At 56.4% G+C, this 17213-nt stretch carries 13 protein-coding genes; 8 read left to right on the forward strand and 5 right to left on the reverse strand.

The annotated features are described in order from the left end of the window. Positions 1 to 363: 363 nt before the first annotated feature. Positions 364 to 987, forward strand: a complete 624-nt coding sequence (locus ACIPR4_RS06335; protein WP_041585955.1) for a hypothetical protein — start codon at positions 364 to 366, stop codon at positions 985 to 987. A gap of 11 nt (positions 988 to 998) precedes the next feature. Further along, a complete protein-coding gene (locus ACIPR4_RS06340) occupies positions 999 to 2087 on the forward strand; it encodes a restriction endonuclease (RefSeq protein WP_144312336.1) in 1089 nt (362 codons plus the stop codon). A 34-nt stretch (positions 2088 to 2121) separates the two neighbouring features. On the opposite strand, the gene polA is transcribed toward ACIPR4_RS06340, so the two are convergent. Further along, positions 2122 to 4926 (reverse strand): DNA polymerase I, encoded by a 2805-nt coding sequence (polA, locus tag ACIPR4_RS06345; RefSeq protein ID WP_013567825.1) that lies wholly within the window; start codon positions 4924 to 4926, stop codon positions 2122 to 2124. A 326-nt stretch (positions 4927 to 5252) separates the two neighbouring features. Between polA and ACIPR4_RS21530 the strand changes: the two genes are divergently transcribed. Further along, positions 5253 to 6641, forward strand: coding sequence for a GGDEF domain-containing protein (locus ACIPR4_RS21530; RefSeq protein WP_049780788.1), 1389 nt, complete (start codon positions 5253 to 5255; stop codon positions 6639 to 6641). 3 nt (positions 6642 to 6644) lie between these two features. Here ACIPR4_RS21530 and queA read toward each other — a convergent pair whose 3' ends face one another. Then, on the reverse strand, positions 6645 to 7715 hold the full coding sequence (queA, locus tag ACIPR4_RS06355; RefSeq protein ID WP_013567827.1) for a tRNA preQ1(34) S-adenosylmethionine ribosyltransferase-isomerase QueA: 1071 nt from the start codon (positions 7713 to 7715) through the stop codon (positions 6645 to 6647). A 33-nt stretch (positions 7716 to 7748) separates the two neighbouring features. Next, positions 7749 to 8369, reverse strand: coding sequence for a lysophospholipid acyltransferase family protein (locus tag ACIPR4_RS06360; RefSeq protein ID WP_245536472.1), 621 nt, complete (start codon positions 8367 to 8369; stop codon positions 7749 to 7751). Positions 8370 to 8416: 47 nt separating this feature from the next. Between ACIPR4_RS06360 and ACIPR4_RS06365 the strand changes: the two genes are divergently transcribed. Next, a complete protein-coding gene (locus ACIPR4_RS06365; RefSeq protein ID WP_144312337.1) occupies positions 8417 to 9067 on the forward strand; it encodes a hypothetical protein in 651 nt (216 codons plus the stop codon). Between the two features lie 92 nt (positions 9068 to 9159). Here the strand turns inward: ACIPR4_RS06365 and ACIPR4_RS06370 are convergent, their stop codons facing one another. Then, positions 9160 to 11784, reverse strand: a complete 2625-nt coding sequence (locus tag ACIPR4_RS06370; protein ID WP_013567830.1) for an ABC transporter permease — start codon at positions 11782 to 11784, stop codon at positions 9160 to 9162. Then, the gene (locus tag ACIPR4_RS06375) at positions 11781 to 12140 is read right to left on the reverse strand and encodes a PadR family transcriptional regulator (RefSeq protein WP_013567831.1); all 360 of its coding nucleotides are present in this window, start codon (positions 12138 to 12140) and stop codon (positions 11781 to 11783) included. The genes ACIPR4_RS06370 and ACIPR4_RS06375 overlap by 4 nt, the downstream gene beginning before the upstream one ends. A gap of 219 nt (positions 12141 to 12359) precedes the next feature. Between ACIPR4_RS06375 and ACIPR4_RS06380 the strand changes: the two genes are divergently transcribed. From ACIPR4_RS06380 to pgsA, 4 genes are all read left to right on the forward strand, one after another. Beyond that, positions 12360 to 13643 carry a Glu/Leu/Phe/Val family dehydrogenase gene (locus ACIPR4_RS06380; RefSeq protein ID WP_013567832.1) on the forward strand — a complete coding sequence of 428 codons (1284 nt, stop codon included), beginning with the start codon at positions 12360 to 12362 and terminating at the stop codon, positions 13641 to 13643. A 19-nt stretch (positions 13644 to 13662) separates the two neighbouring features. Continuing rightward, positions 13663 to 14766 carry a family 43 glycosylhydrolase gene (locus ACIPR4_RS06385; protein WP_013567833.1) on the forward strand — a complete coding sequence of 368 codons (1104 nt, stop codon included), beginning with the start codon at positions 13663 to 13665 and terminating at the stop codon, positions 14764 to 14766. A 251-nt stretch (positions 14767 to 15017) separates the two neighbouring features. Beyond that, positions 15018 to 16487, forward strand: coding sequence for a sulfatase-like hydrolase/transferase (locus tag ACIPR4_RS06390; protein WP_013567834.1), 1470 nt, complete (start codon positions 15018 to 15020; stop codon positions 16485 to 16487). Positions 16488 to 16566: 79 nt separating this feature from the next. Next, positions 16567 to 17211 carry a CDP-diacylglycerol--glycerol-3-phosphate 3-phosphatidyltransferase gene (pgsA, locus tag ACIPR4_RS06395; RefSeq protein ID WP_013567835.1) on the forward strand — a complete coding sequence of 215 codons (645 nt, stop codon included), beginning with the start codon at positions 16567 to 16569 and terminating at the stop codon, positions 17209 to 17211. The last annotated feature ends 2 nt before the right edge of the window (positions 17212 to 17213 follow it).

The raw sequence follows: 17213 nt of genomic DNA on the forward strand, positions 1-17213 counted from the left end.
TTTGTCATCCCCCTGGCATTGCGATCTGCTTTCCGTCTAGTGCCCCATTCTTTCGCGCTCTTGCGAAAGGGTGGGGTCGCGCGGAGCGCACAAGCAGATCTCACCCGGGAAAAGAGACCGGTGGCTGGGTGCCCATACATCGCGTCCTTGCGATGTGGGCTATTTGCGAAGTACATCCCGTTTCAGTCTCGGTTTGCAGGAAAAGAAAGGAAATGATCGTACTCTTACCGAGCCTATAGAAAGTACCTGGCGCTAGATAAGCAGAGCAAATCAAGATTGAGGTCGGTGAAGAACTCGACAAAAGAGGGAAATGAAGATGCTATCTTGATGGAACCCAAATCAATCTTGAAATAGGACCTGCCAATGTTCGAGAAGCGGATAACACATTCTGAGCTTAGTGCTTATCGAGTAGTTCGCGCGCAAAGTGAGTACGATCTCGAAAGAATCGCTGCCGCTCAGATAGCGATCTGGAACGACAGATGGAAAAGGAAGCAAGAAGCTGACCGCAATCGTGAATCACGGACCAACAGCCTAAAGGCGCGTGCTTTGAACGCCACTCAAGCGGCCACAGCTAAATCGCTTGCACTTGAACAAACTAGGGAGCTTGAGGCTGAACGGAATTATCTTGAAAACCTACTGCAACCAGCTCTTTCCCGTGATGCCCGAGTTGATTGGGAAGTAAAGAAGACACATGTGAAGTTTCCAGTTTCCCGGCCTTCACCGTCTCAAGCCATCCCTTTACCAAACCTTCCAGATCAGACGAACTTTGTATATAACCCGAGCCCTATCCAACCGAAATTCAACTTCATAGACAGAATCTTAACTAATCGAAAATTGAAGAAGATCGAAGAGGTCGAAAAGCTGAATGCTGATGCTATAGCCAAGGCAAAGGCAGCCTTCGATGTTGCGCTGCAGGTCTGGAGTGAAAAAAAGAAGCGGTCGAGACAGCCAACCTTGAACTCTCGAAGCGTTTTGACATCGAGTTGAAGCGCTGGGACTTGCAGAAGAGCGAATTCGAAACGCAGCAAGAGGCGAGAAACAAGGAGATAGATTGCCAGCGTTCAGCGTATGAGGCTAAGAATCAAGACGCGATCAATACTTACCTTGAGGAGGTACTGAGTCAGTCGGAATACCCAGACACCTTTCCGCAAGAGCACTACTTCGAATACAAGAGCTCAACTGGGAATCTCGTTTTAGACTATGAGCTTCCTAGTAGGGATGTGATGCCGTCAGTGAAGGATGTTAAGTATATTGCCAGTCGGTCTGAATTTCAGAAGTCCTTAGTGCCAGATACCTGGGTAAGGAAGACTTACGATGAGATGCTTTATCAGATCGCCCTGCGCACGTTATACGAGATGTTTCAGAGTGACGCCTGTGACGCCTTGGTCTCGGTGGTTTTCAATGGTTGGGTTCGTTCGGTTGATCGGGCGACGGGGTCACCCGTACACGCCTGCGTGATGAGCATTGAAGCAAGAAAAGACGAATTTTTGGCTATAAATCTCGATCGTGTAGATCCTAAGGCGTGTTTCAAAAAGCTTAAGGGCGTTTCGGCTAGCAAATTGATTGAACTCAGTCCTATCAAGCCAATCGTCACTTTGAATAGAGAGGATCGTAGATTCGTAGAAGGGTACGACGTCGCCGACTCCTTGGACGAACGAACCAATCTCGCGTCAATGGATTGGATGGATTTCGAAAACCTTATACGCGAAGTTTTTGAAAAAGAATTTAGTAAAGGTGGAGGAGAGGTCCGCATCACTCAGGCGAGCCGGGATGGAGGGGTCGATGCTGTTGCCTTCGATCCCGATCCCATCAGAGGAGGAAAGATTGTTATTCAGGCAAAGCGATACACAAACACGGTCGGAGTATCGGCAGTGCGTGACCTTTACGGTACCGTTCACAATGAGGGCGCTAACAAAGGAATATTGGTCACTACATCCGACTTTGGACCAGACGCTTATGCATTCGCAAAAGACAAGCCTCTTACTCTATTGAGCGGAGCAGAACTACTGTATCTTCTCGGACAGCATGGTCACGCAGCCAAGATTGACCTTGCGGAAGCGAAGCGGCTCGCAGCTGAGGCACTCTAAACTTCTACGATGTTTGATTTTCGAATTTATTGACCTATTTCGCGTCTCTCCAGTTCGGTCCCTTCCCAACTTCGGCCACAATCGGAATCGAAAGCGAAACCACCCCCTCCATCTCCAGCTTTACAAGTGCAGCAACCTCCTCCGTTTCACCCACCGGCGCATCGAAGAGTAGTTCATCATGCACCTGGAGCGTCATGCGCGTCGCCAGCTTCCGCTCCGTAAGCGCTGCGTCGATCTTGAGCATGGCGATCTTGATCATGTCCGCAGCGGTGCCCTGGAGAGGCGTATTCACCGCAGTGCGCTCTGCGAATCCCCTCTGATTAGGGTTCCGTGAACCGATATCGGGAATGGGACGCGTGCGTCCGAAGAGCGTAGAAACTTTCCCCGTCGAGCGTGTGTCTGAGATCGTCCGTTCGATGAAGGCCGTCACCCCGGCATAGCGCTCACGATAGCGTTCGATATAAAGCTTGGCCTCGCCCTGCGGGATACCCAGTTGCGCCGCCAGACCAAAGGGCGAGATGCCATAGACGATGCCGAAGTTCACGGCCTTCGCGCGGTTGCGTGTTTCCTTGTCCATCGTCTCAGGATCGACTTCGAAGACCTCTGCTGCCGTAATGGTATGGATGTCCTTGCCCGTGCGGTATGCGTCGAGCAGCAAGGGATCCTGCGAGAAGTGCGCCATCAGCCGCAGCTCGATCTGCGAATAGTCCGCGGAGAGGAGGACGTTTCCCTCAGCCGGAATGAAGGCCGCACGGATCTCACGACCAAGTGCGGTCCGCGTCGGAATGTTCTGCAGATTCGGGTTCGTGGAGCTGAGCCGCCCGGTCGCGGTGCCCACCTGATTGAACGTCGTATGGACGCGTCCTTCGCGGTCGGCCAGTTGTGGAAGCTGCTCCGTGTAGTTGCTGCGCAGCTTCGCCAACTGCCGGTACTCCAGCACCAGCGCTGGGGCCTCGTGGTGCGCCGCAAGCTCTTCCAGAACATCCTGTGCAGTGGAGACGACCTTACCCTTGCCGTACTTCATCGGCTTGGGGAGATCCATCTTGTTGAAGAGAACATCTCCCAGCTGCTTAGGCGAGTTGATATTGAAGCGGTGCCCGGACATCGCATAGATGCGCTCGGCCAGAGCATCCATGTCCACGGCCAGCTTGGAGCTCATATCGCGCAGCACCTGCGAATCGATACGGCATCCCACCTGTTCCATCCGCAGCAGAACCGGAACCAGAGGAAGGTCGATCTCCTCATAGGGCTTAAGAAGCTCGCCTTCTTCGGCTTGTATGCGAAGCGCGGGCGCGAGCCGGTGGATCGCAGAGGCGGCTTCAGGGAGTGCTGTCGCGGGTGGCGTCTGATTTTTTACCAGCGGCGTAATACTCTGGCCCATCCGCGCGGCGACGTCCGCCAGCTTATGCGAGCCGTGCGTTGGATTAATAAGGTAGCTATACAGCATGACGTCGTGGGCGACATTCGCGATCTCGAGGCCGCGCTGTCCGGCCGTATGAAGCAGCGACTTCAGATCGTGGGTCGTTTTGGGAAGGGCCGGATCCTTGAGCGCATCTCGTATCGCGGTCGCCTCGGGGGCGTTGAGATCGAGGAGCAGGGCCGTGTTATCGTCCGCTGCCAGACCGGCCATGAGCGTATTGCCGGTCGGCTCGGCTGCGGTGATGGCTGGTATCTCTGGTTCAGGCGCGCCAAAGAGAGACATATTTTCCGTTGGCGGTGGTTCCGGCTCTTCTCCTTCGGTCGATTCGGAGCTGTCGTCGGCGCAGATCTCTGCAGCCAGGGCAGCTTCGGACTCCTGGAGAAATATAGTCAGATTCTGCCTGCTTCTCGCTGATTGCAAAAGGGTTGAGATTTCCTCTGCATTTGGCTTGGTGATCAGATTCGCCTTCTCGGCAGTCGCAGGAGGTGCCAGCTCCTTAAGGAGAGTCGTGAACTCCAGCTCAGAGAACAGCGCTCGCAGAAGGACAGGTTCCGGCTCAGTTGTAGTCATGTCTTCGAGCGAAAACTCCATCGGCAGATTGCAGTGGATCGTTGCCAGTTCCTTTGAGAGCAGCACCATCTCGCGGTTGTTCTGGAGCGATTCGCGCTGGGTCTTCTTTTTTACGTCGGCTGCCTTGTCCAGAGCGTTTTCAACAGAGCCGAAGGCCTGGATGAGTTCCACGGATCCCTTGTCGCCGATGCCCGGTGCGCCCGGGATGTTGTCAATAGAATCTCCGCGAAGGGCCATTACGTCAACGACTTGCCGGGGCGGGACGCCCAACACCTCTTCCACCTTGGCTGGGTCGAGAATCAGGTTGTCCTTCATCGGGTTAAGGATGGAAACGTTCTCATTCACGAGCTGCATCATGTCCTTATCCGAGGAGACGACGTAGACGTGATGCCCCTGCTCCGCCAGCCGACAACTCAGCGTGCCGATGACGTCGTCAGCCTCGTAGCCCTCGTAAGACAGGATCGGAATACGGAAGGCTTCGAGCGCACGGCGAATATAAGGCTGCTGCTGTTCCAGATCGGGCGGGGTTTCTGAACGATTGGCCTTGTAGCCGAGGTAGTCAACCTCATCAAACTGCTGGGTTTTGATGTTGAACTTCCGCATCGTCTTCATCTCGGCGGCCAGCTCGTTGCGGTGTACCGGTGCACCGCCTTCGTAAATCGCCGCCAGATAATGGGGCGCGAAGTCGCGGCGGAGCTTATTGATCATATTGACGAAGACATAGGTAGCCGCCGTGGGAATACCGGTGCGTGTCGACATGGGGCGCGAGCGCTGCATGGCATGATAGGCGCGGAAAACGAAGGCCATGGTATCGAGCAGGTAGACGGGCGGCTTGGTTGAGGGGGCCATACTCTCAGGATAGATCGGCAAGGATTTTGTTGCTTGCGGCCATTTGAGATAATACGATGAGGCAAATTTTAGAGACTGCAGATGAAGTAGAGGCTACGAACTCTTACTCATGAAGACACTTTACGAGGTGGCAGTTGAGTTCTTTAAATAGTCGGCGAGCGATGGGAGAATCCCAAAGTGCACGGCTTTGGTTTTATTTTCTTTTGGTCGTTGCGTCAGGACATATTGCTTGCTCTCTACTGACTCCCAGGCAGGGTTGGGTGACCTGTTGCTTTCTTGCGCTCGCATATGCGAGTGGCGTCGGTCTGTCGGTGCAAAAGGCGCGGATGGCAGTGGGTGCGCTTCGTCTGAAGTGGTTTATGGCAGCGGCCAGTTTCACCCTCTTCATCGCAGGCTATCTGTCGATTCTGTATGGCCACCTTCCTGGGGTGGGTCCCTATGGAACATCCATTCACGCTGTTCTCTTCGCGTTTCGTGGGCTTCCGCTTCTCTTCGCCCTCTGTAAGAGCGAAGACGGAGAAGAACCCTCCGCGTTTGCGTGGATCGACGGAGCCCAACTGGCTCTTGTCTGCTTTCTGTTTGTGACGCTGCTGTATCCCGGCTTCACCATGAACCTGCAGGGAATCCGTCCGCCGTTGCAGGATTTCGCCGCGATGCATTATCTGGATGTCGAAAACTTCCTCTTGCTCGCACTGGCGACGGCGCGGTTCTACGCCGCGCGCTCTATTGACGATAAGGTGTACTGCCGCGCTCTCTGCTGGTTTCTCTGGCCCATGAACTTGATCTGGTTCTTCCTGACCCATGTGGCCGTTTTCAAGTGGGATGTGCCGGCTGGATCGGTCTGGTTTGTTCTGGCCGATCTCCCGGTCATCTGTTTCGCTGCGATGACGGTCTTCCACTTCCGCTTCCGCATCGAGCAGGAGAGCAGTACTCACGTGGAAGCTTCCGCACTCATTCGGATCGGAAGTTCGGTCTTTCTGCCCGTGTCTGTTCTTCTTCTCTGCCTGGCGATCGCCAGTGCTGGTCACTTTGCGCTGATCCCGGTGATCTGCAGCATGCTTGCGATTTTTCTCTTCGCGATCAGGTCGTCGTATCTCCAGTTCCGATATCAGAAGTCGCAGAGCAGACTCATTGACGCGCGGAATGTCATGGAGATGATCTCTCACACCGACCCCCTCACGGGCGTGCATAATCGCCGTTGGTTCGATCTTGCACTCCTGCGGGAGTGGAAGCGTGCCCAGCGCGGCAAGCAGCCCCTGACGCTTCTCCTGATCGATATCGACCACTTCAAGGCATTCAACGACACGTTGGGCCATCTGCAGGGCGATGACTGCCTGACGGCAGTGGCGCAGAAGTTGATGTCCAATCTTCAGCGAGACGGCGACTCCATCGTGCGGTATGGAGGGGAGGAGTTCGTCGTCATCCTTCCCCAGACCGATATCCGAGGCGCGTTGACGGTAGCGGAGAACATGAGGCAGGCCATTGCCAGGATGGCGTACCCCCACCCAGGAGCCCCGAGCGGCATTGTGACGGTCAGCGTGGGCGCGGCGACCCAATCGGACTACTCCATGGAAGACACTTCTGAGGAGTTGCTGATCGCTGCGGATACGGCGCTCTATCGGGCCAAGAACGGTGGTCGTAATCGCGTAGAGTGCGAAGAGCTCTCCAATGGCGATGAGGCCCCGCCTCTTTCCGAGGCCATTCCCGTGAGCTGAGGGTCAACTCAGAAACATGCAGTCACCGTAAGAGAAGAACCTGTACCTTGATTCCACGGCATGCCGATATGCGGCGAGCACTTGCTCCCGCCCCGCGAAGGCGGAGACGAGCATCAGCAGGGTCGACTGCGGAAGATGGAAGTTTGTCAGCAGGGCATCGACCACCCGAAACTCATAGCCCGGCGAAAGAAAGATTGAGGTCGTACCGGAATGGGGTGCGAGGGGTTGGCCGGGATCCTGGGAAGCGCAGTGCTCCAGCGTACGGACGGTCGTTGTTCCCACGGCAACAACGCGGCGACCTTCGGCCTTGGCCCTGTTGATGGCCTCGGCTGTCGACTCGGGCAGAGTATAAGGCTCTTCGTGGAGACGGATCTCAGAGAGATCTTCCACGCGCAGAGGCTGAAAGGTTCCAAGTCCTACATGTAGCGTTATTTGTTGAACTTGTACACCTTTGCTTTGAATCTTGTTTAAGGTTTCTGGGGTGAAGTGCAGGCCTGCCGTCGGCGCAGCCGCTGAGCCCTTTAGTTCCAAATCGGAGAAGACCGTCTGGTAGCGAGACCGGTCTTCGGCGGAATCGGCGCGGTGGATATATGGCGGCAGAGGCATGTGGCCAATGCGCTCCAGCGTGGCGAAAAAGTCCGGGTTGGGAGCAAAGCGCAGGGTGCGCTCGCCGAACTCTCCGGTCTCCATGACTTCCGCTTGAAGCTCGTCTTCTCCGAAGACCAGGCGCTCTCCGACCTGGACTTTTCGACCAGGCTTCACCAGCGCACGCCAGCGGCCTCCGCCAAAGGGCTGTGTGAGGAGGACTTCGATCTGTCCGCTCGGGGCAGGAGAGCTACTCTGCGTCCGAAGCCCTGCACGGCGTGCGAAGAGCCGCGCAGGAATCACACGGGAGTTGTTGAGGACGAGGAGGTCACCTTTCCGCAGTAGATCAGGAAGGTCGAGGAAGTTCTTATCCTCCAGGTGACCGGTCGACCGGTCGACGGTCAGCATCCGTGCCGCGTCGCGCTCGACGGGAGGCTTCTGGGCGATCAGTTCAGGCGGAAGGTCGAAGTGGAAGTCGGAGACGCGCACTCTTTTAGTTTAGGTTCAGCTGCGGCGAGATGCTCACGCGGTGACCGCCATCTGCGTGGCGCGCTCCATCATCTGCTGTACCCGAACTAGGGCTTCGGCCAGATCGGCGTCTGGAGCGATCAGGACATGCGCAGGCCAGGAGACCGTCACACGGCTGAAAGGTTTGGGGATAAAGAAGAGATCCCAGCTCTTCAGTTTCCATGCGCTGGAGGGATGGAGATGGAAGGCTCCAGCGTCCCCGGTTGTGCGCTGCGCCAACTGGGTGAGGCCGGGTTTGGCAACGTACACAGGACCTCGGGGGCCATCCGCAGTGAAGGCAGCAAGCAGGCCTGACTTCACCGCACGTTCCATCTGCAGCAGGGCAACCGCTCCACCGCGCGAGGAGGAACCCCGAATCGCGACGAAGCCAAGGCGTTCCACCGTGCGGGCAATGAGTTCGCCATCGAAGGACTGCGAGATCAGGATCGCGATGCCCATGTTCCGGAAGCGGTAGGCCGCCATCAGGAGCGAGCGGTGCCAGAAGCCAAAGACTCCCGGCGGCGGTATGAGATGGCCCGGAGTTACGCCAGGATCGCAGACGTCACGGAAGCGAAGCGTGCACCCAAGCAGACGGATGAGACCGCTGGCGAGCGGCGGGACTACGGCGAGGAGCACGCGCTGCGTACTCGTGAAATTTGGAGTTGCAGGCACAGAGGCATTGTATGCGGACAGGTCAGGCTGTTAAGAAACTTGGTTTAAATCGGGGCTCTGTAGCTCACGAAAATCACTTGATGACGGTCAGAGCTCTATCAGCTCCTGCCGCAAAATTCTGTTTCAAGGAAAGTCGTCGCATGACAAAACACTTCGCAATTGCTCTTGCTCTGACAGTCGCTTCAGCGGGATTAGCTCAATCGTCAGCTCATAGTTCTGATCCTGTGACAAGACACTACCGCCTCATCTTCGTAGTCGATTCCGGCGAGGGCGAAATGGGGAAGCAAAGTTTTGTGCTGGATGTTCCGGTCGCACCGAGCAAGATGGGAGTAGCGCGGGCAAACCTCATATCAGGGAGTGATAGAGATAAACAATCTGTTACTCAGCAGCTCTTTGAATGTAGCAATGTCCACGCATCTTCCACGGGTCTAGCACTGCATATCGCGATGCAGTCCGACCGTGAAGCTCCAGCGATTCCGGGCCTTGTCTCGGCGAGACATCAACATGGAGAATTTCAGCGATCAGTCGATCTGCAGCTTGGCAAGCCTACGGTCGTGACACAGGAGATGCACTTCAGAGTGCTTGGCAATACTGATCCCGAACTAGCTTCAAAGTTGAAGCAGCCCGCTCCTACGATCACCGTCACTGCCGAAGCTCTTTAGCCAGCCAGAGTCACCGCGAGGAGTGTGCGCGTGAAATTTAGAGTTGCAGGCAAAGGTGTTGTATGTAGACACAACGCGGGTCTCTGCTACGGTCAGTTGCTACGGAGAGCCATCATCGGATCGATGCGTGAAGCCCGCCGAGCAGGAAGATAACCTGCCATAAAGGCCACACCCGTCAAAAGCATGATCATGGCGGCAAAGGTGATCGGATCGGTTGGCTGCGTGCCGAAGAGCATCGAACTGATCGCTCTTGCTACCACCAGAGAAGCCACGATCCCGACCGCGACTCCGATCAGCGCCATGCGTAATGTCTTCGAGATCACACCGAACTGCACGCGCTCCCGCGTAGCTCCCAGCGCCATGCGAATGCCGATCTCTCGGGTCTGCCGCGTCACGGAATACGAGATGACTCCGTAGATTCCGAGCGATGCGAGGAGAAGTCCGAGCGCGGCGAAGATCCCGACCAGCAGGGCAAAGAATTTTCGCGGTGAAGTGGCGTGATTGACCACGCTCTGCATGGGACGAAGCTCCGCCGCAGGCTGCTCCGGGTTGATCTGCCGCAGGGTCCTTATAATACCTGGCGCAAGCACTTCGGTTGGCAGCTTGGATCGGACGACGAGAAGGTTGCCGCCGCCCCACTGCGTCGCCGGCAGATACATTTCGCGCCCCGACTTTTCTTCGATGTTGATTCCATGGACGTCAGCGATCACACCGACGACGCGCAGATCTCGGCCCTGTAGGACTGCAGTCCGTCCGACGGCGTCTTCACCCGGCCACATGGCGTCCGCCGCTGTCTGATTCAGGATGATCGTGCCTTCGGCTTTCGTATTGTCCGACCAGGCAAAATCGCGGCCACGCAAGCGCAGCCCGATGGCCTTCAAATATCCCGGATAGGTGATGTAGACGAACGCCGACGGATCCTCGCCTTTGGCGTAGCTCCTGCCCTTGACGGTTGGTGCGCTCCAACTCCGATTGCGTAGAAGGGGCAGGTTATCCGAGATCCCGGCGGCCTCTACGCCGGGAAGGGCGCTTATTCGTTGCGATAGGTCCTGCACAAGCGCATTGCGTTGTTCGATGGAGGCGTTGCTGTTGTAGTCCACGTTGCTGGTGTACTCGATGTTGATGGCCGAGCTCTGGCTTGGCTGAAATCCCAGATCGGCGCGCATGACCTGTAGAAAACTGCGCAGAAGCAGGCCCGCGCCAATGACCAGGACGCAGGCCAGCGCGACCTCTGAGATGACGAGGAAATTCCGCAGACGTTCATGCTTCGGACTATCGCCCGTGCCCGTACCAGCATCCTTGAGCGACTCCTGCAGATTCCCGCTGGACATCTTCAGACCGGGCGCAAGTCCAAAAAGCAGACCTGCTGCAATCGCGATCCCGACCGTCCATGTAAGAACAACGCCGTCGACACGAACCGTGCTCATGAGAGGGAGAGCGATCGATCCCTGGTGCGAGAGCCAAAGCGTTGCGCCATAAGCCAGGCAGAGACCCAGCGCGGCTCCCGCTCCTGAGAGGACGAGGCTCTCCGTGAGTAGTTGCCGCACCAGTCGCCCGCGACCCGCGCCTAACGAGATACGCAGCGCAAACTCCCGGCTACGGGAAGCAGCTCGCGCGAGAAGAAGGTTGGAGAGATTTACGCAGACGATGAGTAGGATCATTCCCACGGCGCACCAGAGGACAATAAGAGACCGCCGCAGAGCTCCGCTGACGTAGTCCTTCAAGTAAATGGGTCTTGCGCGATCTTTGTAGACGCCGAGGGATTCCGGAGAGAGCTTGCTCCAATAGAACTTTGGAAAGAGTGTCGTTGCCTCGTTCTGCGCTTGTCCCAGGGTGACTCCCGGCTTGAGTCGACCGATGAACGCCAGCGTGTTTCCATTGTTGCGCAGATCTTTCATCACCTGCGGATCGAACATATCGACCTTCGACCCAGGAGAAAAGACTGCGCCAAAATCGAAGCTCTCCGGAAGCACACCGACGACCTGGACAAGATGGCCGTTGAGCCGAATGGCTTTGCCGACGATGTTGCGGTCGCCGCCAAACTGCCGCTTCCAGTAGCCATGTGTGAGCAGAACCACGCCGCCCGTGCGCGTCTCTTCTTCTGTGAATGTACGACCAAGTTCGGCGGAGACTCCGAGGACATGGAAGAAGTTCCCGGCGACCGAGATGTCTGTCACAGGGCTTGGCTCGCCATATCCCGTGAGCTTGAGGTTGTCCGGTGTCGAGAACGCAAAATACGCTGTCACGTCTTCGTACGATTTATTCATGGAGCGCAGATCGTCGTAGGCGTCAGAGGAATACGTCGCACCGGAGAGATCGTGGCCGCTTCCCGGCGGCGCGATCCAGACAAGATTCTGCGACTGATAAAAGGGAAGCGGACGCAGCAGGATGGCGTGCACCACGCTAAAGACCACGATGTTCGCACCAATGCCCAGCGCGAGGATTACTACCGCAACAAAGGTGAAGCCGCGGTCGCGCCCCAATGTGCGGAGAGCGTAACGCAGGTCTTGCGCAAGCTGCTCCAGCCGGAGCCATCCCCATCGCTCACGGGTTACATCCGCGACGAGAGGGATGTTTCCGAACTCGCGCCTGGCTTCCTTCTGTGCAGTTTCGGGAGATTCTCCCCGCGCGATGCGGTCGGCGATGGCCATCTTCAAATGGCTTTCGATTTCTTCCGCCAGGTCTGACTTGTGCCGCGAAAACCGAAAGAACTTCATGCTTCACCTCTCGTAGATGTCATGATGGCCTCAATCGTCGCGACCATCTTTCCCCACCGCTCATAGTCGGAGGCGAGCTGTTCTTTGCCGAGCGCGGTGATCTTGTAGAACTTCGCCCGCTGGTTGCTCTCGCTTTTCTTCCACTCGGCTTTCACCCAATCCTGGCGTTCCAGCCGATGAAGGGCCGGATAAAGCGATCCCGTCTCCACCTGCAACACTTCCCCCGAAGTGGCACGGATCGCCTGGCTGATGCCATAACCATGTTGTTCACCCCATTGCAGGGTCTGCAGGATCAACATGTCCAGCGTTCCCTGGAGAAGTTCGATCCGGTTCTGGTAGCCGCTTTTCTTCGCCATAGGGTGTAGACCTTCTACATGAACTATGTAGAAGGTCTACATCCTCTCAGGCAAGAAGCGCAAGGTATTTTTTTCGCACTAGAATGATCCGGCTGTTGACCGGGGAAACTTTAGGTACCCGAACGACCAAGAAATAGGGCATCCACCCTGTCCAGGTTACGTCCAACCTAAGGTGCCCTCGGGCGAAAGTAGTTGAAATGAAAGGCAAGGCGAAGTGGTATGGCAATCGATGTTCTCGATGAGTTGAGTCAGGATGTAAAAGAGTTGAACCCGTGGGAGGCCCAGGCAGAGCGATTTGATTTCGCCGCCAAGAAGCTGCAGTTGGAGACGGGAATCTGGAAGGTGCTGCGGCAGCCTTCGCGCGAAATTATCGTTCACTTTCCCGTGCTGATGGACGACGGTTCCATTGAAGTCTTTACCGGCTATCGCGTGCAGCACTCGATGGCTCGCGGTCCTGCCAAGGGTGGGATCCGCTATTCGCCGGATGTCTCGCTCGACGAGGTTCGTGCACTGGCAAGCTGGATGACATGGAAGTGCGCGGTCGTGAACATTCCCTTCGGCGGAGCCAAGGGTGGCGTGATCTGCGATCCGAAGAAGATGAGCCAGGGCGAACTGGAGAGGATGACGCGGCGGTACACGTCGGAGCTGATCGAGTTCATCGGCCCGGAGAAGGATGTTCCCGCGCCGGACATGAACACAAACGAACAAACCATGGCATGGATCATGGATACCTACTCCATGCACATGCGCCAGACCGTGACCAGCGTCGTGACCGGCAAGCCGATCAACATCGGCGGTTCGCGGGGTCGCACGGCGGCCACGGGGCGCGGCATCTCGATCGTCTGCGATGAAGCTCTCAAGCATCTCGGCATGAAGCCAGCAGAGACGACCGTGATCGTGCAGGGTTTTGGCAACGTGGGTTCCAACGCTGCACGTCTGCTGGCGCAGAAGGGGTACAAGGTGGTCGGCATCGCCGAGTGGGATGGTGGTCTCTATAACGCCGCCGGGATCGACATCGAAGTCTTGCTTCTACATCGTTCAAAGACGGGCAGTGTGCGAGGCTTCAACGGTGCGGAAGAGGCAAATTCGGCCGAGTTGCTGATTCATGCCTGCGACATTCTGATTCCCGCAGCGACGGAGAATGTCATCACCAGCCGGAATGCTGCAGCCATCAAGGCGAAGATTCTTGTAGAAGGCGCCAATGGACCGACGACGCCCAAAGCCGACGCGATCCTGGAAAAGAACGGTGTTTTCATCGTGCCGGATATTCTGGCCAATGCAGGCGGCGTGACGACGAGTTACTTCGAGTGGGTGCAGGACCGCATGGGCTACTTCTGGACCGAAGCCGAGGTCAACGAGCGGCTTGACCGGATCATGAGCGAGAGCTTTATCGAAGTGATTCGGTACGCGCAGTCTCATGGAGTCAACAACAGGATCGCGGCCTACATGCTTGCGATCGATCGAGTTGCCTATACAACGAAGCAGCGCGGGTTCTACGCTTAACGGCTTGTGTGAGGGTTGAATGAAGGGTCTGGTCTTTTCTGTTTTGTTGGTCGCCGGGATGGTACACGCGCAGGCTGGGAACTCTCCTGCCGGGAGTAAGAGTGGCGCGGAAACGGTCCGCCTGAACTCCAAAGTTTCGCCGGAAGGTTCAGGTCAGGCCAACAATCCTATGGACAAGCCCGAGGTGCGAAAGCTTGCGGAGGCGGTCCTGAAGAAGATTGAGCCCGGCGCGGTCTGGAACGACGAGAATGGGAAGCCGATCCAGGCGCATGGCGGCGGGATTCTGAAGCAGGGTGCGTTCTGGTACTGGTTCGGCGAAGACCGCACACAGGGGCTGGACAAGAGCAAGCGCTACATCAGCTGCTACCGATCCAAGGACTTGACGCAGTGGGAGACGAAGGGGCGCGTTTTGGAACTGTCTGAGCCAGACGAGTATCGAAAGCAGTTCGGAGAGAACTGGCAGGCCGAACGTCCCAAGGTCTTCAAGATCAGCCCGCGGAAGTTTGTGATGTATATCCACCTGGATGCGGCCTACAAAGCCGCCGAGGTGGGTGTCGCGGTGAGTGAAAACATAGAGGGTCCTTACCGCCTAGTGAGGCACTTCCGCCCGCTGGGCAAAGAGAGTCGCGATATCGGACAGTTTGTCGATGACGACGGACGAAACTATCTGATCTTCGAGAGCCGACCCACGGGAGGGTTCTACATCGCGCAGCTGAACGACGACGGGATGGATGTCACCGAGACCGCCTTTGTACACGCGCCTCTGGAGGGTGGAGCGATTGTGCATTATGAGGGGCTCTACTACGTGCTCGGATCGCACATGACTGGATGGAAGCCGAATCCCAACGTCTATGCGACGTCAAAGAACCTAAAGGGCCCGTGGAGCGAGTTCAAGGATGTTGCCCCGCCAGAAGCCAACACCTACGGGACGCAGTCCTCCATGCTGATCAAGGTCAAGGGCAAAACGAAAACAACCGTAATCTATGTGGGCGACCAGTGGAAGCCAGAGGCGCTCTGGGATTCACGCTACGTCTGGATGCCGCTCGAAATCGGTGACGGAAAGATGAAGTTGCCGCAACCGAAGCCCTGGACCATCGATATCGATACCGGTGAAGTCCACTAAGGTGCTATTGGTCCAGAGCCCTCTCTGCGGTAAAACCACAAGAGTCCCAAAAAATAATTCCAGTAGATGAATCCCATAGCGGGAAGATGTGCCTCAGGTGCGTCCTTGCCCTGCTGGGCCCCGTCTGTATGAGATACAGTAATCGTTTGTTCCCACAGAACCGTAAAGCGGTCCTTATGTTCTGCGCTAGTCCTTTGCAGCAATGATGTACTTCTGCGTTCTTTTCCTGAGTCCAAGCCTGGAGCAATCTTTTGACTTTTGAGTTCCTAAAGAAGCGAAGCTTCTGGGTTTCCACAGCGCGCTATCTTGTCGCTGCATTTCTGTTTAATCTGCCCTTTGTCTATGCGCGCCACGAGATCAATATGCGCGTGGCCGAGATCAATCTCGACTATCTTGTGCTTGTTCTGCTCTATATCGTCGCCGGACGCTTCCTTGCGGGCGTTGGTTTCTTCCTGGTGTATGTCGTTGAGATATTGAAGGTCTTCGACAAGATTTATTTCTTCACGCAGGAAGATCTGGCCTACGCGGTTCGTTTTGCCTTTCAGGTGCAAACGGGCACGCTCATCGGCGGTGTGTCGGCGGCGCTTCTCTTCTGCGCTCTGTTTACCTACCTTTGGTTGAAGGTTCTGCCCGGTAGGGATGGGGTTCGTCTTGGGCTGTGGGCCGCAGCGCCTTCCGCCGTTCTGATGGTGCTTCTGCTGGGCGTGGATACATTGAAGGGCTACAACCCGATCACGCGCTCCGGTGGTCAGCGCTGGGGTACGCATCTGGTAGGGGAGACCTTCTACCGGACCTCGATGTACATCGTGGCTTCGCTTCGCTACGACCCGCCTCCGGGAACGCCGATTCCTTCCGCGTCGGATGTGCTGCGGCCTTTGAAGGGCGACAACCGCTACGCAAAGCTCAATATCGTGCAGGTTCTTGTGGAGTCGATGGGACTTCAGCTCAATGCGGGCGAAGGCACGCGCGAGTTCGCCATGTTTCACAGTCCGGAGATTCTGCAGCGCTATCGGTTGACCGAAGGAAGCGTACCCTTCGACGGACCGACGGTTCCCGGCCAACTGCGGGAGTTGTGTGGACTACAACTCGGTGTCCGTGTGGACGCCAGTGTAGCAGCGCAGTCAGAACGGTGCCTTCCCAGGCAACTGCGGTCGCTTGGCTATGACACTGAGGCCATCCACGGCTACACGGGAAGCATGTTTCACCGGTCGATCTGGTACCGCGACTTTGGTTTTCAAAAGAGCGTCTTTCTGGAGCAGATGAAGGACACTCCTGGCATGCATGTCTGCGAGGGAGCGTTTGAGGGAATCTGCGACGCGGACATCGCACAGATGATTCATAAGCAGTTGCTGGCATCCCGCAAGCATCCTCTCTTTGTCCATTGGATGACGTTGAACTCCCATCTTCCTGTTGAGGAAGAGGGAGCACCGGAATACTCCTGCCCAACGGGCTATGCCGAGGATGTCTGCAACCAACTCGGCTATGTTCACGTGGCCCTCGAGAGCATTGCAAAGATTGCCGCAGATCCGACAATTCCTCCAACGACGTTTGTGATCGTGGGAGATCATGCGCCTCCTTATATCGAAGGTGAGAAGCGTAATCTGTACGATCAGGCGAATGTTCCCTATCTCTTGCTGCAACCGAAGAGTGCCAGTGAAGCCGCTGGCGGTTCAGGAAGTTTAGAAATGCCGCATCAGAAAAATGGCGTATTGCGCCCGTAGATCGCCTCCGCTTGACTACAGGGCGAGGACAAGGAAGGATGCTGACAGATGCCGAGAAAGAAGTTGCAAGGATGACCGTGTGAATCTGCCCAACTCCATGACGATGAGTCGGATCGCCTGCATCCCTCTGCTGATCTGGATGCTGTCGCCGCACTTCTTCGCGCGTGGTATCCATGGAGAGCAGGAGATTCTCGCCTCGGGGCTCTTTATTGTTGCGTCGATTACGGACGGCCTCGACGGTTATCTCGCTCGCCGGCGCGGGCAAATCACCACGATGGGGATTCTTCTGGATCCGCTTGCCGACAAACTGCTGGTCACGGCGGGGTACATCTGCCTTGTGGCCATGAACCCGTCCATCGTAAAGCCCTGGATCGCGGTACTGGTGATCGGGCGCGAGTTTCTTGTGAGCGGGCTGCGGTCGATCGCCGCAAGCGAAGGCTTCACGATCGAAGCCAGCGAAATCGGCAAACTGAAGACCGTTATTCAGATTGTCTCTGTGGTCGCCGCGATTCTGGATCATCGCTGGTACCAGTGGAACTGGGGTGGTTTTATTGTGCCGGTGCATTTGGTGGCAATCAACGCCATCTACTGGATGACAATCGTCTCCATCATCTCCGCTGTGGATTATTTTGTCGGCTTCTGGAAGAAGATCGACCACGCCAGCGGAAAGCGGCGTCGGCGGAAGAGTTTCGTTCTGAGCCGGAAGAAGGCTGAGTCCGCATAGTG

Source organism: Terriglobus saanensis SP1PR4 (genome assembly GCF_000179915.2).
In the GTDB taxonomy this organism is placed as follows: Bacteria; Acidobacteriota; Terriglobia; order Terriglobales; family Acidobacteriaceae; genus Terriglobus; species Terriglobus saanensis.